General features: G+C 38.0%; 20 protein-coding genes and 1 tRNA gene. 9 read left to right on the forward strand and 12 right to left on the reverse strand.

Annotated features, from left to right (window positions below; translation table 11 throughout):
* Nucleotides 1-10 precede the first annotated feature (10 nt).
* Nucleotides 11-517, forward strand: coding sequence for a hypothetical protein (locus tag ACK2WI_RS07565; RefSeq protein ID WP_409150247.1), 507 nt, complete (start codon nt 11-13; stop codon nt 515-517).
* A gap of 12 nt (nt 518-529) precedes the next feature.
* Here ACK2WI_RS07565 and ACK2WI_RS07570 read toward each other — a convergent pair whose 3' ends face one another.
* From ACK2WI_RS07570 to ACK2WI_RS07580, 3 genes are all read right to left on the reverse strand, one after another.
* Nucleotides 530-1,963 carry an NAD-dependent succinate-semialdehyde dehydrogenase gene (locus tag ACK2WI_RS07570; RefSeq protein WP_409150248.1) on the reverse strand — a complete coding sequence of 478 codons (1,434 nt, stop codon included), beginning with the start codon at nt 1,961-1,963 and terminating at the stop codon, nt 530-532.
* Nucleotides 1,964-2,067: 104 nt separating this feature from the next.
* Nucleotides 2,068-3,279 carry a bifunctional 3,4-dihydroxy-2-butanone-4-phosphate synthase/GTP cyclohydrolase II gene (locus ACK2WI_RS07575; protein WP_093098711.1) on the reverse strand — a complete coding sequence of 404 codons (1,212 nt, stop codon included), beginning with the start codon at nt 3,277-3,279 and terminating at the stop codon, nt 2,068-2,070.
* Between the two features lie 98 nt (nt 3,280-3,377).
* Nucleotides 3,378-4,376, reverse strand: coding sequence for a helix-turn-helix transcriptional regulator (locus tag ACK2WI_RS07580; protein WP_409150249.1), 999 nt, complete (start codon nt 4,374-4,376; stop codon nt 3,378-3,380).
* Between the two features lie 263 nt (nt 4,377-4,639).
* Here ACK2WI_RS07580 and ACK2WI_RS07585 point away from each other — a divergent pair, with 263 nt between their 5' ends.
* Both ACK2WI_RS07585 and ACK2WI_RS07590 read left to right on the forward strand, forming a co-directional pair.
* Nucleotides 4,640-7,054 (forward strand): outer membrane beta-barrel protein, encoded by a 2,415-nt coding sequence (locus tag ACK2WI_RS07585; RefSeq protein ID WP_409150250.1) that lies wholly within the window; start codon nt 4,640-4,642, stop codon nt 7,052-7,054.
* 363 nt (nt 7,055-7,417) lie between these two features.
* Nucleotides 7,418-8,716, forward strand: a complete 1,299-nt coding sequence (locus ACK2WI_RS07590) for a serine hydrolase domain-containing protein (RefSeq protein WP_409150251.1) — start codon at nt 7,418-7,420, stop codon at nt 8,714-8,716.
* Nucleotides 8,717-8,728: 12 nt separating this feature from the next.
* Here the strand turns inward: ACK2WI_RS07590 and ACK2WI_RS07595 are convergent, their stop codons facing one another.
* The gene (locus ACK2WI_RS07595) at nt 8,729-9,112 is read right to left on the reverse strand and encodes a diacylglycerol kinase (RefSeq protein WP_409150252.1); all 384 of its coding nucleotides are present in this window, start codon (nt 9,110-9,112) and stop codon (nt 8,729-8,731) included.
* A gap of 244 nt (nt 9,113-9,356) precedes the next feature.
* Between ACK2WI_RS07595 and ACK2WI_RS07600 the strand changes: the two genes are divergently transcribed.
* The 4 genes from ACK2WI_RS07600 to ACK2WI_RS07615 all read left to right on the forward strand — a co-directional run bounded on the left by ACK2WI_RS07600 (nt 9,357) and on the right by ACK2WI_RS07615 (nt 15,393).
* The gene (locus ACK2WI_RS07600) at nt 9,357-11,525 is read left to right on the forward strand and encodes a TonB-dependent siderophore receptor (RefSeq protein WP_409150253.1); all 2,169 of its coding nucleotides are present in this window, start codon (nt 9,357-9,359) and stop codon (nt 11,523-11,525) included.
* Nucleotides 11,526-11,533: 8 nt separating this feature from the next.
* The gene (locus ACK2WI_RS07605) at nt 11,534-12,565 is read left to right on the forward strand and encodes an ABC transporter substrate-binding protein (protein WP_409150254.1); all 1,032 of its coding nucleotides are present in this window, start codon (nt 11,534-11,536) and stop codon (nt 12,563-12,565) included.
* 162 nt (nt 12,566-12,727) lie between these two features.
* Complete coding sequence (locus tag ACK2WI_RS07610; RefSeq protein WP_409150255.1) at nt 12,728-13,132, forward strand: hypothetical protein; 405 nt, start codon at nt 12,728-12,730, stop codon at nt 13,130-13,132.
* A 206-nt stretch (nt 13,133-13,338) separates the two neighbouring features.
* Nucleotides 13,339-15,393: a DUF262 domain-containing protein gene (locus ACK2WI_RS07615; RefSeq protein WP_409150256.1), complete on the forward strand. Its 2,055-nt coding sequence runs from the start codon at nt 13,339-13,341 to the stop codon at nt 15,391-15,393.
* A gap of 225 nt (nt 15,394-15,618) precedes the next feature.
* Here the strand turns inward: ACK2WI_RS07615 and ACK2WI_RS07620 are convergent.
* Nucleotides 15,619-15,692, reverse strand: a tRNA-Met gene (locus tag ACK2WI_RS07620).
* A gap of 326 nt (nt 15,693-16,018) precedes the next feature.
* Between ACK2WI_RS07620 and ACK2WI_RS07625 the strand changes: the two genes are divergently transcribed.
* A complete protein-coding gene (locus ACK2WI_RS07625; RefSeq protein ID WP_093098723.1) occupies nt 16,019-16,396 on the forward strand; it encodes an START-like domain-containing protein in 378 nt (125 codons plus the stop codon).
* A gap of 209 nt (nt 16,397-16,605) precedes the next feature.
* Complete coding sequence (locus ACK2WI_RS07630) at nt 16,606-18,069, forward strand: LptF/LptG family permease (protein ID WP_312696369.1); 1,464 nt, start codon at nt 16,606-16,608, stop codon at nt 18,067-18,069.
* Between the two features lie 407 nt (nt 18,070-18,476).
* Here ACK2WI_RS07630 and ACK2WI_RS07635 read toward each other — a convergent pair whose 3' ends face one another.
* From ACK2WI_RS07635 to ACK2WI_RS07665, 7 genes are all read right to left on the reverse strand, one after another.
* A complete protein-coding gene (locus ACK2WI_RS07635) occupies nt 18,477-19,001 on the reverse strand; it encodes a hypothetical protein (RefSeq protein ID WP_093098726.1) in 525 nt (174 codons plus the stop codon).
* A gap of 221 nt (nt 19,002-19,222) precedes the next feature.
* Complete coding sequence (locus ACK2WI_RS07640; RefSeq protein WP_409150257.1) at nt 19,223-19,762, reverse strand: dihydrofolate reductase family protein; 540 nt, start codon at nt 19,760-19,762, stop codon at nt 19,223-19,225.
* Nucleotides 19,763-19,778: 16 nt separating this feature from the next.
* Nucleotides 19,779-21,368: an ABC-F family ATP-binding cassette domain-containing protein gene (locus ACK2WI_RS07645; RefSeq protein ID WP_409150258.1), complete on the reverse strand. Its 1,590-nt coding sequence runs from the start codon at nt 21,366-21,368 to the stop codon at nt 19,779-19,781.
* 153 nt (nt 21,369-21,521) lie between these two features.
* Complete coding sequence (locus tag ACK2WI_RS07650) at nt 21,522-22,124, reverse strand: alpha-ketoglutarate-dependent dioxygenase AlkB (protein ID WP_312696373.1); 603 nt, start codon at nt 22,122-22,124, stop codon at nt 21,522-21,524.
* Nucleotides 22,111-22,977, reverse strand: coding sequence for a bifunctional transcriptional activator/DNA repair enzyme AdaA (locus ACK2WI_RS07655; RefSeq protein ID WP_409150259.1), 867 nt, complete (start codon nt 22,975-22,977; stop codon nt 22,111-22,113). The genes ACK2WI_RS07650 and ACK2WI_RS07655 overlap by 14 nt, the downstream gene beginning before the upstream one ends.
* 259 nt (nt 22,978-23,236) lie before the next feature.
* Nucleotides 23,237-23,980: an SDR family NAD(P)-dependent oxidoreductase gene (locus ACK2WI_RS07660; RefSeq protein WP_093098734.1), complete on the reverse strand. Its 744-nt coding sequence runs from the start codon at nt 23,978-23,980 to the stop codon at nt 23,237-23,239.
* A gap of 169 nt (nt 23,981-24,149) precedes the next feature.
* Entirely contained in the window at nt 24,150-25,214 is a 1,065-nt protein-coding gene (locus ACK2WI_RS07665; protein ID WP_093098735.1) for an AI-2E family transporter, read from the reverse strand.
* Between the last annotated feature and the right edge of the window lie 344 nt (nt 25,215-25,558).

Genomic DNA, 25,558 nt, shown 5'->3' on the forward strand with positions numbered 1-25,558 from the left:
TATTTATGCTATGAAGAGATTACTTTGGATTTTTTGCGCGTTTGTTTTTCCTATTGCCTTGCATGCCCAAGAGCATGATTGGGCCTTTGGGATCTATAGTGACTTGAAATTGGATGATGCGGCCTATGACGCCAGTTTCGGTGTACAAGGTAAGTACGATTTCACCAACCGTTCTGCTGTTCAAGCTCAGATTCATGGTAGGGGAGATTTATTGGCGGTAGGTGCGGACTATGTAGTTAGCATTTTTAATAAGGAAAAGTCTAATTTCAACATCTTTTTAGGTGCCGGGTTGGGACAAGAGTTTTTCACCTATGAGAATGCTGTAGGTGCTGAAGGTGATGAGCCTATGCCTAGAAAAGAAAACCTTACGAAAGCCAATGGCCAAGTGGGAATCAGTTATTATTTCCCTTCAGTGGCTTTATCGCTTTATACGGGATATAAAGTGAAATATCAATTTAAAGATGAAGTTACGGAACCCAACTATGTGATGTTGGGCTTGAGATATCATATTTGGTAGATGTTTTGGAGGTTAATTGCCTCCAAAACAGATATATTTTACTTCGATGTATTCATCGAGTCCATATTTTGAACCTTCTCGACCTAATCCAGATTGCTTAACACCTCCAAAAGGTGCTGAGGCATTCGAAATCAATCCTGTATTGACACCGACCATTCCTGCTTCTAGCTGCTCAGACACACGGAAACATTGATGTACATCTTGGCTAAAGAAATAGGATGCTAATCCAAAAGGAGTATCGTTTGCTAATTTGATAGCTTCATCCTCTGTTTTGAATTTAAATAAGGCACATATAGGACCGAAGGTTTCTTCTGTTGCTATGACACTGTGTGCTGGCATATTGGAAAGTACCGTTGGTTCATAGAACAAGCCTTTCATGGCTTTGCCTCCAGTTTCTACTTTTGCTCCTTTATCAATGGCGTCCTGCACATGTTCTTCTACCTTCTTAAGTCCTTCTTCGTTGATCAATGGTCCAACCTGTGATGTTTTCTTTAATCCATCGCCGACTTGTAAGGCTTTTACAGCTTGCGTTAGTTTTTCGGTGAATTCTTCATATACTCCTTCCTGCACATAGAATCTGTTGATCGAGACACAGGTTTGTCCTGTATTCCTGAATTTACCTGCTACCGCACCTTCAACAGCTTTGTCGATATCGGCATTGTTGAACACTAGGAATGGAGCATTGCCACCTAGTTCCAAGGAGATTCTTTTGATGGTTGAAGCGGCTTGTTCCATCAGGGTGCGACCAACGGAAGTGGAACCAGTGAAGGAAATCTTTCTAATTTTGTCGTTTGTTGCCAGTTCTTTTCCTATTCCTTTGCTGTCTTTGGAGGTAATGACATTCAATACGCCTTTAGGTACTCCAGCTTCATCTGCTAGTTTTGCCAATGCAATCGCCGAGAAAGGTGTTTGGGAAGCGGGTTTCAATACCACTGTACAGCCAGCTGCCAATGCGGGACCAACTTTGCGGGTGATCATCGCCAATGGGAAATTCCAAGGGGTAATGGCTGCAACAACTCCTACTCCCTGTTTGATGGTTTGCATCCTGGCATTGCCAGCTAAAGATGGAATGGTTTCGCCATAAGCTCGTTTTCCTTCTTCAGCAAACCAATCGATAAAGGAATTGGCATAATCTACCTCTGTAAGCGATTCTTTAATGGGTTTGCCGCTTTCTAAAGTCATGATCTCTGCAAGTTCCTCCTTGTGTTCATTGATCAGGTTATATAAGTTCCTTAAGATTTTAGACCTTTCGCCAACTGGCGTATTCTTCCAAGAATCCCAAGCTTTGTAGGCTGTGTCAATGAATTTCTGACAGTCTTTAACGGTCAGATTCGGCAAAGAACCAACAGGCTTTAAAGTGGAGGGATTAATGACATCAAATGTTTCTTTGGAACTGATAAAAGATCCATTCAAATATGCTTTTTCTATTAATAGGGAATTCTTCATAGTCAATTTTTTATTCGAACAAATGGGGATGGGAAATGTTTCTCTCCAAGGGCAAGACCTTGGATAAAACAAAATGGAGGTTTTTAGGCCTCCATTATTATATTTTAAAGATTACTTAGGGTGTGACCCATTTTGTCTCTTTTAGTTTTCAAATATTCTTCGTTGTATTTGTTGGGGATGATTTCGATTGGCACATTATCTACCACTTCAAGACCATAACCGATCAACCCAGCACGTTTAGTGGGATTATTGGACATTAGGCGCATTTTAGTAACACCCATATGTCTCAAGATCTGAGCACCCACTCCGTAATCACGTAAATCAGGTTTGAAGCCTAGTTCAAGGTTTGCATCTACTGTATCAATACCAGTTTCCTGTAGTTTATAAGCATGTAATTTATTGACAAGGCCGATTCCTCTACCTTCTTGGTTCATATAAACGACAATACCTTTTCCTTCTTTCTGGATCATTTCCATGGCTTTGTGAAGTTGTGGTCCACAGTCGCAACGGCAAGAACCGAAGATATCACCTGTCACACATGAGCTGTGCACACGTACTAGGATGGGTTCATCTTCTTTCCATTCGCCTTTATAAAGTGCTAAATGTTGTTCGCCAGTATTCTTTTGGGTAAATGCTTTCATTTTGAAATCACCCCATTCCGTAGGCATTTCAACACTTACTTCCTCTTGGATTAGGGTGTCATGCTTTAAGCGATATTCAATCAAATCTTCAATAGAGATAATCTTAAGGTCAAACTTCTCTGCTACCTTGATTAGATCAGGAAGACGAGCCATTTCACCATCATCTTTAAGGATTTCGACTAAAACACCAGCAGGTTCAAAACCAGCAAGACGCGCTAAATCGACAGAAGCCTCGGTATGGCCAGTTCTACGCAATACACCACCATCTTTGGCGATCAATGGGAAGATGTGACCAGGACGACCTAGTTCTTCTGGTTTGATATTGGGGTCAATTAAGGCTTTGATTGTTTTTGAACGATCGGAGGCTGAAATACCGGTGGTACAGCCATAACCTTGAAGGTCTACAGATACAGTAAAGTTCGTTTCATAAACTGCTGTATTGTTGTTGACCATTAAACCTAAGTTTAATTCCTTACAACGTTCTTCGGTCAATGGAGCACATACCAATCCTCGACCATGAGTAGCCATAAAGTTAATGACCTCAGGAGTGGCATTTCTAGCTGCGGTTACAAAGTCTCCTTCATTCTCACGGTCTTCATCGTCTACAACAATGATAACCTTTCCAGCTTTAATGTCTTCGATTGCTTCTTCAATCGTATTTAATTGAATTTTCATTTGTTTTAAATATTACTGCAAAGGTAGGGGTATTTAGCCATTATTTTATAAGTATGTTGTCATAAAAAACGCTATTGGGAAAGTAACCTCAATTGAATCTAACCTACCGAGGAATTCGTGTGCTTGTTTCGGAATTCGCTAGGCTTAATCTGAAAATGCTCAAAGTATACCTTAGAGAAATGATGGGCATATTTAAAGCCTATTAAATAGGCTATCTCCTTGATTTCCAATTCAGGGTTCCTCAAAAGTTCTTGGGCTTTTTTCATTCTCCGTCTACGGATGTACCCGAAGATTGTGTCGCCGAATAGGTCTTTGAAGCCGTTTTTAAGTTTAAACTCATTAATTCCGAATTGCCTAGATAAACTTTTGATATGGAGATCCTGATGATAATTTTGGTCAAGGAAATCCTTTATTGATGTCATGTTGTCAATATCAGATTGGTTCCATTTTACTGGATTGATCTGGTTACTTGCCCCTGCAAATACCGTAATCATTAGCTCCATTGCTTTGATTCGAATGAATTGTTTTGCGAAATCTGACTGGTATTGATGGCTGAGGAGTTCTTGGATCAACTGTTGTTGCTGTGCTGTGATCAGGGTTGCCTTTCTGCAGAACGTATAGTTTTTTAATAGGAAATGGGCTTTTAGTTGCTGATCCGAATAGCCTTGGGTTCCTAATAACTGAAATAGGAAATCCTGTTCCACATAGATGTCCAAAACTTTTCGGGAACTGTTGTAAATGATATGGCCATCAGCGTTGGGGATATTGATGAATTGGTAATGATTGCCGGGGATGATAATGCAGTGATTATCTCGGCTTTCAAAGTGAGAGTTACCTTCAATTTCGAACTGCACTTTGATCATATGTGAACTATGATTGACCTTTAATTTAAAGGGCTTCAATAGTTCCCAGTCCTGGTAGCTGATGGAGATTGAGTCATCATGGTACTTTAATAATTTCCCTTCAACATATTCATTGGATATTTCCTTGGATGAAAAACCATTGGCTGTTTGGAATTTTTCAAAACTTGAGAAAAGTTCCTTCAAATGCTCTTTACCATAGAATTCCATTAATGTTACTGACTGCAATTTATCCATTATTTGTTATTGAATATCCCTTAGATGTTATCAAAAGGTAATCAAAAGTAATACTTTTGCAGCATTATTTATAATTATTCTAAATAGATTCCTGGGCAGTATTGGGGTGCTGTCTGCCTTCCTCGTGTTTTATACACGAATTCCTTATCAGTTGGTTGGTTCCAGACTGGCTTGAAAGGAGAGATTAGATGAAGATAATTACCCGTAATTAAACATTCTATCTATGAAAACAACAGAAATACAATGAATATTAATTTTTTATTATGTTATTACAAATCAAACTATGCACACTCCTGTTGTTGTTTTCCGTCACTCTCCATGCCCAATCCATTGTAAATGGTCGGGTGCATGATGAAAATAATGCCCCCCTTAGTCAAGTTACCGTATCGATCAAATCAATTTCTAATCAAACCCAAAAATCTATTTCAACTGATAAAAATGGCTCTTTTTCGTTCGACCTACCTTACGGTAATTATGATTTAATAATTTCCTATTTAGGCTATTCAAATTTTATTAGAAAAGATATTCCCGTGGCCTCAATGCAGATGAATTTGGGAAATATTACCTTGCTTCCTTCTGCTCAATCCCTAGAAGAGATTGAAATCAAGGGTGAAAGAAAGTTAATTGAAAGACTCTCGGACCGCATGGTCATCAACATTGAAAACAGCATCCTCGCTGACGGTATGACTGCTTTAGAGATCCTCCAACGAGCTCCAGCAGTCAAGGTAGATGATGATGGCAATATCAGTATGCGAGGCAAGACTGATGTTGCGGTCATGATTAATGGTAAATTATCCTACCTTTCGCCTAGAGACCTTGCTACCTTGCTTAAAGGTACCTCCTCATCATCCATAAAAAGTGTAGAGCTAATTACGAATCCTTCGGCTAAATACGACGCTCAAGGAATGGGAGGCATGATCAACATTGTCATGAAGAATGATAAAAAGGCTGGTTTCAATCTTTCCGTAAATAGCTACGGAGGCGCAGGAAGGAAAGAAAGGTATGGGGCTGGTTTCAACCTGAACAGCCAAAAGGACAATTGGAATTTTATCTTAGGATTTGACAAAGGGTTTCGAGGCGAAGAGGAGTTTCGAACATTGAATCGTTTCTTTGAAAGGAACCCATCAGAATCCTTAGCCAGGGAGTCAATTCAATATTCCCATACCAATGAACCTCTACAGACCAATAACGCAAAAGCAGGTGTTGATTTTCAGGCCAATGAAAAGCTAAGCTTGGGTATCGGTTGGACTGGAAGCTTCGGTACTTATAAGAACTTTAATGAAGGCTATAATAATATCCTGTTCAGTAATGAAGAACTCATTTCCAACTCACTAACCAATAACAGTAATATCAGCAAATGGAACACCCATACCCTGATGGCCAATTTGCAGCAGAAAATAGGTTCTAACGACAATTTGTTATCAGCCGATTTTGAATACCTACATGCACATTATAAAGCCGATCAGCAACTGATTTCGGATTTCCAGAAGACCAACCATAGGCCTGCTTTTCTTTCGAAGAGAAAAAACCAAACTCCATCCATTACTCAACTTTATGTCGGCAAGCTGGATTATTTGCAGCATATCAATAGCCATCAGAGGTTAGAGCTGGGATGGAAAAGCAGCTTTATGAACGCTGATAATAATGCAATCAATGATACTCTAAAAGTAGGGAATTGGGTTAATGATGGAAGTACCAGCAATCATTTCCTTTACAACGAGAACATTCATGCGGGCTATGTTAACTACCATTTAGAGTCGAATAACTGGAATTTTACTGCTGGGATAAGGGTTGAAAACACCTATTCCTTAGGTAATCAATTGACCAGTAATCTCCAAAATGAAAGAAAATATACCAATTGGTTTCCAAGTACTTCAATCACCAGAAAAATTGGTGAAAAACATAGTGTTCAGTTTTCCTACAGTAAAAGAGTCAATAGGCCAGATTATGAAGACCTGAATCCTTTTCGATATTACATTGATGCATTTGTCTTTTACGAAGGAAATCCCTTGTTGCAACCTGAGTTGGCCAATGCTTTTGAATTGAATTACAGTTTTGGAAAGAATCTCCATGCATCCTTCTATTACACCGATGTAAAGGATGTGATGACGAGTGTATTGACCCAACTTCCTGCCCAAAATGTCACTATTCGAACGATTGCGAACATTGAGGGATTTAGGAACAAAGGGGTCAATATCAACCATTCCTATTCTCCAATAAACTTTTGGACCAGTATCAACAATGCTAACATTTTTGAAAACCATTATTTTGGTAAGTTCAACAATGAATCCATCGATAATAGGGAATGGTCATATGCTATTCAACCCAATAATATCTTCAAACTCCCAAAGAAATGGTCATTTGAAATAAACGGTCAATACAATTCTCCACAGACAGATGGCGTTTTGCGCCAAAAAGGCTTTGGTTTTGTATCGGCTGGACTGATGAAAAACGTTTGGAAAGACAAGGTCAGCCTAAAATTAGCAGTCAATGATATTTTTAAATCGATGACTTATCAAACTGAATCATACGCTGGTGGAGTAAGGATGAACCAGAACTTTAATCTTGACAGTAGGACTTTCATCTTTTCAGCAACCATAAAACTAGGAAAGGAACTCAATGGAAGGCAAAAGAAAAAAGACAATGAAGAACAGAACCGCGTAAGAGGAGGGAACTAAAACCCATTAATATGAAAAATCCACCTTCCCCAAGGTGGATTTAAACCAAATTAAAAACTATATTGACTAACTAACTCTTTAATAGCAATGATTTAATTAAATGTGAGGAAATGTATTAATCCTTTAAAATAGGTTTAGGTTAATTATTCCCCACATATCAAATCTTTTTACAAATTCTTACATGTTTCTGAATAATCGAAAATAATATAATTAGCCTTAAAGAACTTTGCCTTAATTAACAAATATCTACACTATATTAACAAGTAGTTGACGAGATTCGATATCCCATCGCGTACTATTGATTCATTCCAAACAATTTTTTGCCTTCAGCTATTAATTTAGATAGACTACCTTTGAATTGCTATGAAAAAACTATTAATCTGTTTAGTCAACTTATCAATCTGTACTACCTTGAGCGCACAAAACCATTTAACAGCAGAACAATCTGATCCAAAACTGATGGGATGGATGAAAGGATTCCCTCCTGCGAAAGACAGCACCTTATCGCTATTTGATGGCAGTTTTTTCCAATTCCCGGGCTTACGCTACAGTGTTTGCCACATGCGTGAATTTATGCCAACCAAAGTGGTTCAGGCCACCCAAAATGACCGCTATGACTTTGAAAGTGACGTCGATGCGGAGTTGGACAAAGTTACCTTTGTACCCCTTGGAGAAAAATCTCCAGTTACCTTTGAGGAGTCATTGTCGAAAAATTATGCAGATGGCATTATCGTATTGCATAAAGGGAAAATCGTTTATGAAAAGTATTTTGCGGAGCTGGACCAAGAAGGTAAGCATGCGGTCATGTCCGTAAGCAAAACATTTACCGGAACCTTGGGAGCTAGTTTGGTTGCTGAGGGTATACTCGATGAGAATAAATTAGTCCAAGATTATGTTCCAGAATTAAAGAACTCTGCTTTTGGAGATGCAACGGTCAGGCAGGTTTTAGATATGACTACCTCTTTAGATTATTCGGAGGATTATGCTGATCCCAATGCAGATATTTGGGTGTTTTCAGCAGCAGGAAATCCAGTTCCAGTCCCTAAAGATTATAAAGGACCTACCAATTATTATGAGTTTTTGGAGACCGTGAAGAAAGCCGGAAAACATGGCGAGGCTTTTGGTTATAAAACCATTAATACCGATGCTATGGGCTGGATCATTAGTCGAGCCACTGGGAAAAGTATTCCTGAATTGCTCTCAGAAAAGATCTGGAAACCAATTGGAGCTCATCACGATGGGTATTATCAAATCGATCGGTCTGGAATCGCATTTGCAGGTGGAGGCTTTAATGCTAACCTTAGGGATTTAGCCATGTTTGGTGAGATGATCCGAAACAATGGTCAATTCAATGGAAAACAGGTCTTGAAAAAGGAAGTTATTGACGATATCCGTAAAGGAGGTAAAAAATCTGATTTCGCTAAAGCTGGTTATACCAATCTAAAGAACTGGAGTTACCGCAATATGTGGTGGATATCCAATAATAAGAATGGAGCTTTCTGTGCAAGGGGAGTGCATGGGCAAACAATCTACATTGACCCAACTGCTGAAATGGTCTTGGTGAGATTAGCTTCCCATCCAATAGCGAGCAATACCGCCAATGACCCATATTCATTGCCTGCTTATGATGCAGTAGCCAACTATTTGTTGAACAAGAAATAAAAAAGATGGTCCTTAAATCAAACTGAGGACTTTCGGTAAAAAAATAATCAATGCAACGACAACAGCTGTAATGGCACTAATTAATACAGCGCCAGACGCTAAGTCTTTGATGATTTTAATATGAGGATGAATATCTGTGGTCAAATGGTCACAGATATTTTCTATCGAAGTATTCAAGGTTTCTGTCACTAAAACAAAGCCTATACAAATCACTATGGCAACCCATTCCATACTACTGATTTCAAGCAGCCATCCAACAATCACAACCAAGATTGCCGCAATCACATGAATCCTAGCATTATGTTCAAGCTTCAAAAGATGAACTAATCCAGCAATGGAATATTCAAAACTCTTGATTCTTTTTTTCAGGCTGAAAGGTTCTTTTTCTTTGGACATTTCTTTTTGTTGTAAATAATTGCGGACCGAATTTTTTCAAAGGTATCAAATCCTGTGTATTAGAAATAAGGTAGGGACAATTAATGAGATTATTAAAGAATAAATTCTTTTGTCATGAAAAAATAAGATTTCAATTAAAAAACGATCAAAACTGAATTCTAATTTCATTCTAATATCGCACTTATACCCCTTTAATAGCATTTTATTTCCTTTGACAATGAGAAAATAAACAAACTCATGCTCTATGCTAACTAACAAAAAACTCTTTTTAGGAATGTGTTTTATGCTGCCTATAATCTTGAAGGCGCAGAATAAGGACCAATTAACAGCCGATACATTAAAAGTCTATCAAGTGGAAGAGGTAGAAGTCACATCAAAGTATTACAAGCGATATAATATCAAAGAGATGTCTGAAGGATTGAGGCTTCGCACTTCCCTGTTGAATACCTCCCAAAATATTCAAATCCTTGATGGCGAGATTTTCCGTGACCAAGCCGTAACCAACTTGAATGAAAGCTTGACGAGAAACGTTAGTGGAACAATGCGTGAAGAACTGCATAATGGTATTTCACCTGATATTTATTCAAGAGCTGGCTATATTTCAGCGCAAAGAAATGGCGTGGATTTGAGACCCTTAGGAAAAGGTCCAATTGGGGATGATGTTGCGATAATTGATCGGGTAGAATTTCTGAAAGGTCCAGCAGGCTTTATGCATGCCATGAGCGATCCAGCAGGGTCCTATAATGTGGTCACCAAAAAGCCAACAGGTGAAACCCGCCGGAGCATCGACGTATTAATGGGTAGTTTTAATCAATTGAGGGCAGCGGTAGACCTAGATGGAAAGTTTGGAGGAGCAGAAAAACTTCAATATCGACTGAACTTAATGGGAATGAAAGCCAATGGTTTTATGGAACATGATCGAAACAACAGAATTCTTTTTGCTCCATCCTTAAAATACCAGATGAATGAGAGGTCTTCAATTACGGCAGAATATATTTACCAACAACTAAATTACCTATTGTTGAGCGAAGCCCAAATGTCGCCTTATGGATATGGTACACTGCCCAATGATTTTACCATTACAGATCCAAGCGTCCGTCCTTTTTCAGGCAATGACCATAATATGTTCTTGACCTACCAAAACAGTTTTAAGAATAATTGGGAGTTTACCGCCAAAGCCAGTTATATCACAATGGGATATGATGGGTCCATTTTTTGGGTAAATGGTGCCAATAAGCAAAACCCAGATATCCTAGACCGAAATTTAGTCTATGATTCCAATAAATACAATGTCTTTTCTACCCAGTTTTATCTGAATGGCAATTTCAATACTGGTAGACTAAAACATAATTTCATTACAGGAGTCGATATCAATAATAAATCATCCAACAGTCGGGATACTTGGGGGACTGCCACCGCAGTTTATCCTCTTTCCATTTCCAATCCGGTCTATTCAACCACCATCATGAATAATGGCATTGGGGGTGACTTTGCCTCTGAAAATGATTTCTATTCTGAAGGAAATATCGTAGAAAGAAGACTATTCTATGCATCAGTTTATGCCATGGACGAACTGAGCATGTTGAATGATAGATTAAGGATTACACTTGGCTTGCGGTTGACGGCCTCGAATGGAAACTCTACCGACTACGGAGCAAAAACCGAAACCGACGACCTGGTTTTGACGCCAAGACTTGGTGTTAATTATTCCCTGTCGAAAGATGCTTCCCTGTACTTTTTGCATGATCGCACTTACTTGCCGCAATCGGGTATTTCAGTAGAAGGAAATGCCTTGAAACCCATTCGAGGAATCAATTATGAACTAGGTTTCAAACGCGATTGGGCTGAAGGAAGATGGAATACAACCTTGGCAATATATCATATCGAACGTAATCGGCTGGTTTCTGTTGATCCTACCTCCAACTTGATCTATCAGACCGGGGTTAGCCAATCCAGAGGATTTGAATTTGATATGAAAGGTCAACTCGCCAAAGGCTTGAATGCCATCGTCAACTATGCCTATACGGATTCAGAAATCACCGAAGATGAATATAATCCAGAACTTATTGGAAGGGCAACCCCCAATTTGGTAAAACATATCCAGAATACTTGGCTGAATTATTATCTGCCCATTCAAAAACTAAGTGGCTTTTCTTTGTCCGCTGGCTATCAGCTCTTGATGGGAAGGACAGAAAGGTTTCCAAATGCCACTTCGCAACCTCTTGAAGATAATTTTCGATTAGATGTTGGGGCAGGATGGAATAATGAAAAATATAAAATAAACCTTATCGTAAATAATGTATTGAACAGGAAAATGTATTCAACAGCATGGAGAAATGGTGCAAATGATATGTACTATTGGGTTCAGATGGCTCCAATCCATGCAAGACTTTCCCTACGTGCTAACTTATAATCAACAACATGAAAAATTCCATTAACATCATAACAATCCTACTGGGAATCATGCTAGTATTCCTGATGGTATCTTGTAATTCTTCACAAGACAAGACAAAAGAAGAAGGTAAATCAGCCATCATGGTCGTAGATGCCCTAGGAGCCAAAATCAATCTTGATAAGCCTGTAAAGCGGATTGTTTGTTTGGATGAACCGGGATTGGATGCTTTGTTTGTTTTGGGTGCTGAAAAAAGCTTGGTCGGCATATTCAATGATGTATACATGAGCCAAGAACTATATCCTTATTATTCTAAAATGAGTACGGAGATTGCCGAAAGAAAAATCCCTGCCCCCGGTTTGAATAATCAGGGGAATATCGAGAACATTATCGAACTATCACCCGATTTGGTTATAGCGGCCTCAACACAAAAAGATTTGATCGAAACCCTTCGTAACGCAGGTGTACAAGTATATGCCTTGAATGCCATTTCTGAAGATGAGGTCTACAAGACCGTTGAAGATATTGGCTTTCTCACAGGCAAGGAGGATAGGGCCAAAGAAATTGTTTCCTATACAAAATCAGAAGTGAAGCGGATGCAGGGAGAAGTGGCAGGTTTAGATAAAAAGAGGCGGGTATATTTTACTGGAGCACACGGAAGGATCTTTTCTACAACCGGAATTAATGGGATGATGCACTCGTGCTTGACCATGGCAGGGGTTGAAAATGTTTGCCCTTACGAGGTCGGCTTTCCAACCATTAATCCTGAAACCCTCATAGAATGGAACCCCGATATGATTGTAATGTGGAATGATAGTCCAAACCTTTTCTATGACCGAAAAGAGTTTGCAGGAATCCCCGCAATACAAAACAAGCAGATCTTTAACCTGGAGCCGATGTTCTTTTACAACCCGCACACCCTTAAAGCGCTATGTACATCGACATTGATAAATGAATGGGCATACCAAGGCGATAGTGCTCAAACCAGCCAAAGAATCTCGGAAGTATTGCAAAGACTATATGGAAATGAAAAGGCAGATCGGTTAGTCGAACTGCTATAATGTGTAGAAAAATTACATATAGACCCATTGCGGCCTATATTCTACATATAGGAAAAGCTCGATGAAAGTCGAGCTTTTCTATTATCCATGCTTTTCTTTACCACATTAATATCAAACATTTTAAACCTTAAATCCTTTATCATCATAAAGATTGTTGATAAGATGAATATAGAAGATAAAATCCTTGAATCTGCACTCAGGAATGAAAAACCCATCATTACCGATGAAATCGTTGCATATTATCAAAAGAATCCGACAGAACTGGACTCCATGGTCAATCAATCCATTTTCCAAGCCAAATTCTTGAAGTATTTCTTTGTTTTAGGCCTAGGCTTAACCATCGGCGTTAGGCTCCTGCGCTATTTCTTTGATGATGATGCCTTTGGTGAATTTGTCGATAGAATTATTCTGGATGTCCTATCCGAAATAGGGATTGCGATTTTTGGAGGAGCTTTGACCGTATACTTATTGGAATTCTTGAGGAAGAAACACTTTCAACAAAGTATCCAATTCAGAAAAGAGGTGAAAAGAAAAATCAAAGAATTGGAAAAGGAACAGAAAGATTAAGATAATATAAATTGTCAAAAGATAAGAGGCATTTTTTGAAAAGAAAGATAAAAGCAAAGGTATAATTTAAATGGAGCAAACTATGAAATAAATAGATTGTGTAAGTAAACAATTTATTTATATCTTGGTTTGGCATATATTAACGCCTAAAGATGACAATTATCTTTGTTTTTTCAATTATGTAAAATCTAAAAAAAGTTGAATTAATGTACGAAATTAGACCAGAAACCCTAAAAACTTTTGTAGAGGATGTAAATATTAAACTTCCAAGATTTCAAAGAAAGCAAACATGGGACAGTAAGAAAAATTTTGAACTATGTATTAGTATTTTTAAAGAATATCCTGTTGGTGTAACAATATTAAATGTTGAAAAATCGGATACTACAACCACAAGATGGCTTCTTGATGGAAGACAAAGGCGTAATGCATTAACTCAATTTTATAATGATCCAGAAAATGTATATGATTGGGCCAAAAGATATATTGGATTTTCTAATTCCGATCAATTGAATGAATTAGAAGAGAAATTTTGGAATAAAATAGCAGAATATTTAGAAGAAGAAGAAAATATTGCTGAGGATTATCCGGAATTAGAGAATAAACTATCACTTTTTGAAGATTCTACTGATAATATTGAGGATTATCATAGTGAAGCTTCTCCTGATGGTTACTATGACAAAAGTTTGTCTGGTTTGAATCTATTACTACATATAATAAAGTTAACACATAATAAAACAAGTACATCAAACGGTTTTACAAGACCTTTTGATTTTTCAGCATACACAGTTAATTTACCATATTATGATTCTGAAAGTGGAAGTAAAAAACTGAATTCTCGAAAGGTAAAGTCTTTTATTAAAGAATACAAAAACTTTTGTAATGATGAAAATTTATTGAACTCAGATCAACTAAGCTTTGAGAAATTTGTTTTCTATAGATTGCAAGTTATACCAGAGCAGGCTGATAAATTGAGGACAACAATAAAAAGGACTTGGGATAGCATTTTTGAAAGAATAGATATATTAGATAAAATAGTAACTCTTTACACTAACTCGAAAATTGGATTGATTGAAGTTAAAGATTTGAAATCTACTGATTCTCAAAAAATATTTAATATTATTAACTCTAAAGGAACAACTTTAACAGCTGTTGAAATATTGTCGGCAAAACCGAGTTGGAATAAATTAATAAAATCACCTACTGAAAAACAAAAAAGAGAGACAAATAAGCTGTATGAGACAATCGGCGTGAAAAATGAAGGTGTCGTTAAATGGGATTTAGCTGCTACAATTTTAGACCGTCTAGACAATTCACGACTTTTCTTTAAAAGTTTCTATGAGAATAAATCAGATTTCGAAAAAAAACTCACTGTTGGATTCAAATTGTTATCCGGAATAATCGAAAAGGGTGTCAAGAAGGAGAATATAGATTTATTGGGTAATAATTTGAATTTTAATTGGGAAATTCAATATGAAGAATTGATTAATGATATTAACAGTGTTCATAAAGTAATCTTTGCGTCTCCATATTTTCGATTTTTGAATTCATATAGATTTTCGATTATGAATAATCTTAGCGATGCAATTGCATTAAACTTTACTGTTTTAATGTATTTTGATTGGATTAGAAAGGGAAAGCCAATTGCAAATGAAAATGCTAAGCAAGTTCAAAAAAATGCTTTTATCTTATTAGATAATCTCATTTATGAATATGTTACAAGGCAATGGAGAGGATCAAGTGATGGAATAATTGCAAGAAATATTTTAAATTTTGACATGAATGGTGTTTTACTAAAATCTATAGAATCCAATAAATGGAAATCTTTAATTACTGAAATAATCGAACAAAATAATATTCTTGGAGAAAGTGTTTCTAAAAGTATGCTAGAGCCTATTCTTTATCATTATTATGCTATGAAAGAACTTCAAGCACCGGATAGTAATTTTACATTGGAAGTTGATCATATCATCCCGCAATCATTGTTTAAAGCGTCAAAAATTGAAAACAATGAAGTAATTCAACATAATTTATTCAACCTATGTATATTGCCTAAGGATGAAAATATTTCAAAAGGAAAGAAGAGGCTTATTGAAATTACTGACCCTTGGTTAAAAAAGCAAATTACAAAATATACAATAATAGATGAGTCTGATTTTAATAAATATTCAGATATAGGAAATTTAGATGGTTTAAGGGTTCTTCGTGGAAACGATATCCTAAAAACATTTTCCTCAAATAGAGACAGTATATTATTGAATTAAAATTTAGCAAAAAATTAAGAAGATTAACATTATTAGAATGTTGAATGAAAGTTAATTTGCTAATGCATTGATAATAAATAATATAAATTTTCAAAGAAGGTCTTATGGTAAGTTTTTGAATCTGATGCAGATATCGCAAAGTTCCATTTCCACCCTAGGTCTAAATACTAAATACTTTCTACTAAATACTAAAAAAGCTCGACGTAAGTCGAGCTTTTTTTCCAGTAGCGGGGAGCAGGATCGAACTGCCGACCTCAGGGTTATGAATCCTGCGCTCTAACCATCTGAGCTACCCCGCCGTTTTTCGGTATGCAAAGATAGCAATAAGGAATAATTTTCAAAGAAAATTTTATACAATTTTAGACTTCAAATCCTCGGTTTTCAGCAGAATTCTTACAATCAATTTATATTCAAAAGGATAGCCTCAAGAGAAATTTAGCGAAATTTAAGAGACCATCCCCATCTAACGCAATTCTGTACTGTTAATAATGCTGTTTTTGTGAATAAAAGATTTTTGTAGTTTTTTTTGAATAACGGATTTATTCATTATACTTACAAAAAGTAGCATGTAATCCATGCTCATTATGTACTAACAAAAATATTAAGATCTACTTATACATATCAAATGGCAGAAAAGATTAAATTAAACTTAGAATATGTATTAAATTCTTCACCTAGAATCCTCTTTCCTTACCTTCAGGAGCCAAATGAGCTTGCTCAATGGTTTGCAGATGATGTGAATTATCACGATGGTATCTATGAATTTATTTGGGATAATGAATCCCACCGCGCGAAGTTGATCGCAACTAAAGAAAACAAAAGCGTTAAATTCAAATGGTTGGATGATGAACCCTATTTCTTCGAAATCGAAATCATCCAAGATGAATTGACCAATGACGTAGCATTGAGTGTTACAGATTATGTGAAAGAAGACAATTTGGACGATAGAAAATTGATTTGGAACAACTCCATCGGTTACCTGCAAAGGGTTATCGGAGCATAAAAAATACTTATAGTAATGCAGGCCTCTAAATATTTTTTGGAGGCCTCTTTATATCCATCTTTCTTCAGCCATCAGAAATCGAGAAAGCTGGATTGTTTTACGACCACATTAACTTTTTTCTAACATTTTTCCGTTCACAAAAAGTGTATCTTTGCAGCAAGACCATCTCTTTCCGAAGGGATTTTGTCGAATGGTCCTATTGATATTACATGAAAAAAGTAAACTTACTCATATTACAAGCATTTATTAAGCCCTTTTTGGTGACTTTCTTTATTGTCATGTTTGTACTGTTGATGCTGTTTTTGTTCAAGTACATCGATGACCTTATCGGAAAGGGTTTTCAATGGTATGTGATTTTAGAGCTTTTAGCTTATCAATGTGCCGTACAGCTTTCCATGGCGCTTCCTCTGTCCATGCTCCTTTCGTCCATCATGACCTTTGGTAACTTGGGAGAAAGTTATGAACTCGTGGCCATCAAGGCTGCCGGTGTTTCGCTACGTAAGGCCATGACCCCTTTGTTTATCGTGGTCGGTCTATTTAGTGCCGGATCCTTTTTCTTCTCGGATTATATCCTTCCGGTGGTCAACTTAAAAATGGGTTCCCTGTTATATGATGTCCGTAAGAAAAAAGCGGATTTCTTTATCAAACCTGGCGTATTTAATAATACCATTCCAGGCTATAGTATCCGCGCAAAAGGAAAAAGTGAAGATGGAACAACATTGAAGGATCTAATGATCTATGAACATCCATCTGGAGGGACAGCTAGCAATGTTACATTTGCTAAGGAAGGCTTTATCCAAAATTCAGCCGACAATAACTACATGGTCCTTGAATTAAAGGACGGTGTACGATATGAGGATGCGCGTGTAGAAAACGCGAAACGTTACGATCCAAGACAACAATTTACACGATTCAGGTTCAAAGAGACGACAACCAAGTTTGATATGGGTAGTTTTCAGATGAATAGGACTGACCAAGACCTATTCAAATCCCATCATCAGATGTTGAATCTAAAGCAACTGCGATTATATTCCGATTCCAATAGAGTTTATATCGATAGCTTAGAACTGGTCAATGCGGCCGAAGCAAAGCGATATGTCAATTATTATTCCCCATACTTCAGGGAGAACAGTCCCGGCAGAACGAAAGCCAAGGTTTCCTTGCCTGATCTGGATAAAAATGGACAATTGCGAATGGCCATTAACAATGGCTTGAGCCAAGCAAGGCAAATAAAGGACATGGCGGTCAATAGGGATGCGGAATTCACTCCGTATGCCGAAAAGGATGTTCGATATGACATCGAATGGCACAGGAAGTTTACCCTAGCGGTATCCTGTCTCTTACTTTTTGGAATAGGGGCACCTTTGGGGGCGATTATCCGAAAAGGTGGTTTAGGTCTTCCGGTGGTTATGGCGATTATATTTTTCCTAATCTACCATGTTATTGCGACCTTAGCCGAGAAAGCAGCGAAGGATGCTAGTCTGACCCCAATGTGGGGCATGTGGATGGCCATTATCGTCCTGACACCACTAGCCATCTTCCTGACTTATAAATCAACCTCAGATTCTGCCTTATTTGATGCAGATCAATATAAGATGAAGGCACAAGCCATCTGGAATAAGATCGTCGGTTTTGTCCAGAAAAAGAAAGAAACAAAAAGTACTACTTCTTAATAATAATTACGAGTAAATCAGAAGGAGTTGTCTACCCAGACAACTCCTTTTTCTTTTTATTTCTAAGCGGGCGAATTCGATACGACCATACAGAATTGGATACCTTTCAAGCAAATAATAATCTTGGCCTATCCTCTCATCCCGAACATCCTGGTTCTTCCCATGATCTTGGTCGATCCTCCCATCCCGAACATCCTGGTTCAAATGTATGTTGCGGGCGAATTCAATTCGCCCCTACGAAAATTGGATACCTTTCTGGTGGTAAATTGATCTTGGTCCATCCTCCAATCATTGAATCCTGGTTCTTTCCATGATCTTGGCCTATCCTCCCATCCCGAACATCCTGGTACAAAAAAGAAAGAGCTAATGAATTTTCACTAGCTCCTTCTTGTATTTAATATCTCCGATTATTTAATCGGTTTAAAAGTCATGACTGGATTATAACCATGCAGCACCGAATCATTTGTCAATTTCAAGGTCAATTCATCCTCCGATAGGTTGATGATCTTATAGGTATTATAAATAATCATTGAATCGCTAGAAAGATTTAACCTGTTGAACAGCTTTTCGTTCACCCGATATGAAAAAACCAAGGTCGAATCTTGTCCATTAAAAGAATAATCACCCCAATATTCCGAAATCCTATCGGCGGTCTTTACCTGATCCTTATTCCCTTTCAACACAAAGCTATTGTTCACTGAATCCTGAACCGTATGGGTATATTGGGTTGCTGTAAAGCTTAGGGTTGTTACACGGTTATAATGTTCTGGACTGCTGTTGTCTGTGAAAACCTCATCAATCAGGATATCATTTTTCCAGATGTATTTTTCCAAGAGTGACTTGTCAAATTCACCTTCGATAGGAGACATATCTTCCTCTTTACATCCTATAAGGATGGTAAAAATTAAAAAGAGTAGCAATCTTCCTTTCATGATATGATCCCAAATTTGGTTACTGATACTGGTAAGCTGGTTAATTAATATTTGATTACTTCAAATTTAAGCTAAAGTGTTTTACAATCAAACACTTATGTATAAATTTTTGTTTGGTTAATTATGATTATTCATTTTTATAATAATTCAAACATGCCCATTACAAAAATGTATATTTTCTTTTAAGTAATAAAATTTTTTTGAAATTAAATTTAACAAGCTCAGTACTGAATAGCATAATGCACGATTTTCATCCCATCAACATAATTTTTATCTGTTATAAGTGTTAATGCATAGTTCTTTTTGACTCCTTCAAAAAGTTTTGTGCCAGAACCAATGATAACCGGATTGAGCTTGATTTTTACCTCATCCAATAAATTGTTGTTTAACAACCAACCTGCTAATTGACCACCTCCGCATAAATAGATATCAGTATCTGCTTTTTCCTTTAGTTGTTGGATTCGTTCAATCTCCAAAGGGACAACCTTTACCTGTTCATGTTTATTTTCAAATGTCAAGTTATTGGAAAGTATGTATTGCGTCATGTGGGCATAAGTAGGAGAGGGATCACCTGGTTTCACACCGAATTGATAGCCAAATTCATAGGTCTTTCTCCCCATCAATACGTGATTGAATACCTTTAGATCTTCTATATATTGCTTTATGGTTTCACCTTCATAGGTAAATCCACTCACATCATCCTGCTCTCCGGAGATAAACCCATCTATGGAGGAGGCTACGTAATAAATGATTTTTTTCATGTTTTCCTTTCTTCTTTTAGTGTAGAATGATGTTCTCTTTGATCCCTATATCCTCCAAAAAGTATTGATCATGGGATACTACAATCAAGGTCCCTTGGTAGGATTGTATGGCTGTGGTAAGTATTTCAATATTTTGAATATCGATATTGTTTGTAGGTTCATCCAATATGATGATATCAGGCGATTTGCTACTAATGTTTAAACAACACAATAAAAGTCGCATGCGCTCGCCACCACTCAGTACCAGACAACTTTTGTCCCAACTTTCTTTGGAAAATAAAAATCTGTTCAAACGAATCTTAACCTCATGCTCCAATAAACCAGATTGGTTAAAGGACTGTGCCATCTCATAGACTGATTTTGAAGAGCTGACCATAGAATAATCCTGGTCGACATAAACATAATTAAAGTCTGCTTTTTTAATCTTGCCTTCACTCGGAGCTATTTCGCCAATCATTAGCTTGATTAAACTGGTCTTTCCAGACCCGTTATTGCCTTTGATCGCGATCCTATCTCCATATTTTAGCTGGAAATCCAAGTTCTGTTTCCAAAGGTCGTTCCCATTGATTTGAAGGTTGACTTTTTCTAACTCCAGCAGAATTTTCCCAACTGGAAGACCAGATTCCTCGAATCCGAATTTCATTTGGTCGATTTCCGGTAAATTCGATCTGAGATCTCTCAGGTTTTGTTGGATACCTGTGATCTTTTCCTGATGTACACCCTTTAGTTTGGCGCTACTACCCTCGGCCTTATTTTTCAAGGCACCCATTAAGATCTTTGGGATACCGGCTTTTTCCTGCTTTTTCTTCCCACGGGCATTGAGCTTGTTCTGCCTTTCTAGGGCTTCACGTTCTCTGTCTTTGGCTTTGCGTAACTCCTTTTCCTTGGATTTTACATCATGATCCAAGGCGTTCAGGGCAATTTCCTTCTGCTCAGCAAAAAACTCGTAATTCCCGCCATATTTTGAGATGCCATTTTTGCTCATCTCTGCCATTTCTGGGATTAGCCTTAGAAGTGCTCGATCATGGCTTACCAGCAATAGTGTTTTGTTGCAATTTTCTATAAATTGATAAAGCAGTTCCCTGGATTCCAGATCAAGATGGTTGCTGGGTTCATCCATCAAGATCAGTTCCGGATCATGGATGTCGATGCCCGCCAAGAAAACCTTGGTCTTCTGTCCACCACTTAATGTCGATAAAGGCTGATCTAATTTTAATCCTATTAGGTTCCATCGGTTTAGGGCCTGCTGAACCCTGTCCTCAATAGTCCAATCATCATTGAGGATGTCGAGGAGCTGCTCGTCCATCTGTCCCTCGAGTATAGCATGAAAAGCTTTTAATTTATCCTCAATTGCCAATACCTGCGCAATGCTCATAGCATTGTACTTGTCCAATAATTGTGGAATGTAGTAAGGGGTACTTGCACAATCAATCGAACCAGCATGCAGCTTGACCTCCGAAGCTATGGCTTTGAGTAAAGTGGATTTGCCTACACCGTTATTGCCGATCAAAGCAATTTTTTCTTGCTTATTGACGACGAGGTTAAGGCCTTGAAATAAAATATCTTTATTGGGGTGGATATATGTTGCGTTCTGTATAATAACCATAATTCCTTTCGCTTAAGAGATAAAACCATCGAAAAGCATTCAAATGCTTTGTTAACTGTTTTCGGAAAGAAATTGGGTATTACATATATCCTGTTTTGATTAATAGTTCTGCAAATATAGAATTTTTATTTTTAATGCATGATTTCTATTGCCTTATGCATTTTCTATTGTTCTAAAAGTTAGGTTTATCCGTGCCCCATGTATGGTTTTAGTGGGAGGGAGCCTATGTAACCAATGGTCCTGGGTTTGATCTTTCATGATCAGCAAGCTGCCATCTTCCAAGAAAATATCAATCTTCTCCTTGGAGTTTTTATGTTTGAATGAAAACTTGCGCTCTGCACCAAAGGTAAGGGAGGCGATTGCTCCATGTTTTTTCAGGTCCTTTTCCCCATCACTATGCCATGCCATTCCTTCGGAACCATCATGGTAAAGATTGAGCAAGCAGGAATTGAAAGTCTCTCCGGATTCTCTTTCCACGATTTCCTTTAGTTCAAGCAATACCTCTGTCCAGGGTTGTGCAATTTTCAGGATATTGGAATAGCTATATTCAAATCTTTTATCACCATACCAAGCTACTTTTCGCTTGGTTTCGATATGCCTCCCGAAGATGACTGCCTGATCATTTTTCCATTCAATGCCATGCATTAACTTTTCAAAATAACCTTTTTCGGAATCACAGACTATGCCGTAATAGTTGACGCATCCATCATAAGGCAATAGATTTTTACTAGGATCAGCAGTATTAAATAGCTTCATTGTGATTTTCTTTATCAGTCTTAGCAAATTCCCATCCCAACATCAGTGTTTTGCGCAAAGGGTTCCATCGATATCCTCCAGTGTGCCCCGAAGTCTGTATAACGCGGTGGCAAGGAATCAAATAGGCGATTGGATTGCTCCCGATTGCCGTTCCGACTGCCCTCGACGCACTAGGATTACCTACCTTTTCTGCGATTTCCTTATAAGAGTTCAATTCCCCCATTGGAATGGATAGCAAGGCCTGCCATACCTTCAGCTGGAATGCCGTTCCTTTTAGATGCAGTTTAATGCGTTTTAAGGAAGAATCTTCCAGGTTGAAGATCGATAAGGCTTCCCGATGGATGGCTTTCTCCTCGGCGATAAATACTGCCTTCTCAAAGGAGTGTTCTAACTCAGCCAACCCTGCGGCATCATCATCGACGAAAGCCAGGTAACAGATCCCTTTCTCCGTAGAGGCAATCAAGCATTTTCCAAAAGGACTGTCCTGAAAACTATAGGCGATGGATAGTCCCTCAGCACCTTGTTTAAATTCCGCTGGTGTCATCCCTTCGATTTGGACAAACATATCGTGCAATCTGCTGGTACTGCCAACACCGGTCAAGATATGGGTGTCAAATAGGGTCCGTTTTTCCTCCTTCAGCAATTTCTTGGCATAATTGACCTGTGTATACTGAAGGAATTTCTTCGGGCTGGTCCCGACCCAATCCGAAAATAAACGCTGAAAATGAAAAGGGCTTAAATGAACATGCTCCGCTATCTCTTCCAGGCTAGGTTTCTCCTGAAAGTGATCCTGGATAAACAGTATCGCCTTGGCAATACGATCATAGTTTAACTCTTGTTGCGACTTTTCCATATTCAAATTTGCACACTAATCGGAATAATAAAAATCCGAATCTTGCTAATTTACAAAGAACCTAGAATAATATTGGCTTGAACCAGGATTCGGGTTCGACTCCGCTCACCCAACAGGGATGGGGAGGATGGACCAAGACCATTATTCTGCCAGAAAGGTATCCAATTTTCGTAGGGGTGAATTGAATTCGCCCGCTTTCTACATTCCTCAATTCCATAAAAAAACGAAAGGCAATTTTTTCAATTGCCTTTCGTTTTTTTTATTTCGCTAAATAACCGCCATCCACTGGATAATAGGATGCCGTCACAAACGAAGCTTTATCCGAAGCCAGCCATAAAGCCAACTCGGCTACTTCTTCCGGCTTACCCAAGCGTTGGAAAGCATGCTGTGTTTCTAGATATTTCAAGGAATCTGCGTCCAGGTTAGCCTCCACTAATGGGGTGGCAATAAATCCAGGACCAATGGCATTGATGCGAACTCCTTTGGTCGCATATTCCCAACCTGCCGCTTGGGTCAATCCCACTACACCATGTTTGGCTGCAACGTATGCCGAAGATTTTGCAAAACCAACTGCTCCAAGGATGGATGCCATATTGATAATGCTACCGCCTACCTTCTCAATCTCTGGGATCTGATAGTGCATGCCATAAAATACCCCATTGAGATTGATATCGATGACCTTCTTCCAACCTTCGATGGATAGGTCAGCAACAGCGTTGGACTCTCCACCAATACCCGCATTGTTTACTGCAATATGTAGGGCACCGAAATTCTCAATGGCAGCCTCCACAATCTTTTTATTGTCCTCTGCGGAAGAGGCATCTGCTTTAATAAAGATGACATTCCCTTCGCCAAGGTTATTGATCAATTCTTCACCTAACTTTTCGTTCAGATCCGCTATAACAACTTTAGCACCTTCCTTTACAAAAAGTTCAACGATCGCCTTCCCAATGCCGGAAACACCTCCGGTTACAATAGCCACTTTGTCATTTAGTTGTTTCATATTGTTCGCTTATTATTTTGATAATAAGATACAAAGAAAACAAGTGCAGTTATGTGACTTTTGTCATCCAAAAAGCTGATTATGACTTTAATAGGAAAGTGCAAGTCAAAGCTTACAATCTTTTGATAATCATAAACTCAAGCCTTACCTGATATGAATAGTATTTCTTTTATTCGGTTTTTTCGGGACTGTCTGTACTCAAGATAATGGAATCTCCTTTGCCATATTCGTTGGAGTAAACCTTGATCAATACTCCCACAGAAGAAAGGATCAATGGTCCGAAGATCAATCCCAACATACCAAACAATTTCAATCCCAATAACACCCCAAATACAGTGATCAGGGGAGGGACATTCCCTAAGGTCTTAAGGATGGTAAAACGCAAGATATTATCGATACTTCCGATCAACAGGAAGCCATATAGGAGAATACCGATACCATTGGCGGTTTCACCGCCAGCTAGGGTAATGATTCCTAATGGTACATAGATCGTCATGGTTCCCAATACCGGGACAATGGAAGCAATACCGGTCAGCATACCCATCAGGATAAAGTTATCCACTCCGAAGATCCAATAGCCTAGCATAGCCACCAAACCTTGGAAAAATCCTAAAATTGGAATACCGATGGCATTGGAACGAACCATGGAGTCAAATTCTTTCCATAATTCAAGTTTGCTTTTTGGCGAGAAAGGCACGCCACTGGAAATATAGCTTTCCATTTGTCTACCATAGACCAACATAAAATAGAGCACAAACAAGGCCACTATAATATTGATCATGACCTCCGCCACTGAATTCAAGATGCTGGGTACATATTTGGTAAACCGTTGCAACATATTGAGCAAGGCCTCATCAGACATATCTATATCCTTCAGGAAGGGCTTGTCTGCCATATATTCCTTCAAGAGATTAAATTGAGAGACGATCTTATCCGTATTGTTCAGGAAACTGGTAATCTGTGGGACCAAATAATCCACCAGGGCCCAGATCGGCAATACAATAAAGACTATCGATATGAGAATAAACAGGAGACTGGTCAGGATCTTGTTCCATTTTCTCCTTTCCGTCAGCTTAAAATAGCTGTTTCTGAACAGCACATATAAAGTAATCGCTCCTAAGAAGCCCGGCAAATAATAGTATAGGTTCTTGAAAATTAGGATACATACCAGGATAATGATGATAATCAACATGATCTGGTTGATGGAATTGTTGTTAATCTGCTTCGTTCTCATATTCAGTAGCAATTTAAGGAATAGATGCGAATTATGGGATATGAGATGTGAGATTTGGGATAGGAGATAGCATAACGCTAAAACATTACCAAGCATCACTGACTTCATTTCCTTTCCTCATATCTATAATCTACTAAACTGTAATTTGGTTGATGTGGTTTGCAGATTGGAGAAAAATTAAAATCAAATCTTTCAAAAAAGCTTATATAAAGTTTACTATCCCCATACTCATATCCCACATCTCAAATCTATTTTTAATAAAATGTGCTAGAAAGGTTACTATCTCAATACTCATATCTCACATCTCAAATCTATTTTGGAAGTTCACTATCTCAATACTCATA

The organism is Sphingobacterium sp. BS-2 (assembly GCF_046161205.1).
Taxonomy (GTDB): Bacteria; Bacteroidota; Bacteroidia; order Sphingobacteriales; family Sphingobacteriaceae; genus Sphingobacterium; species Sphingobacterium mizutaii.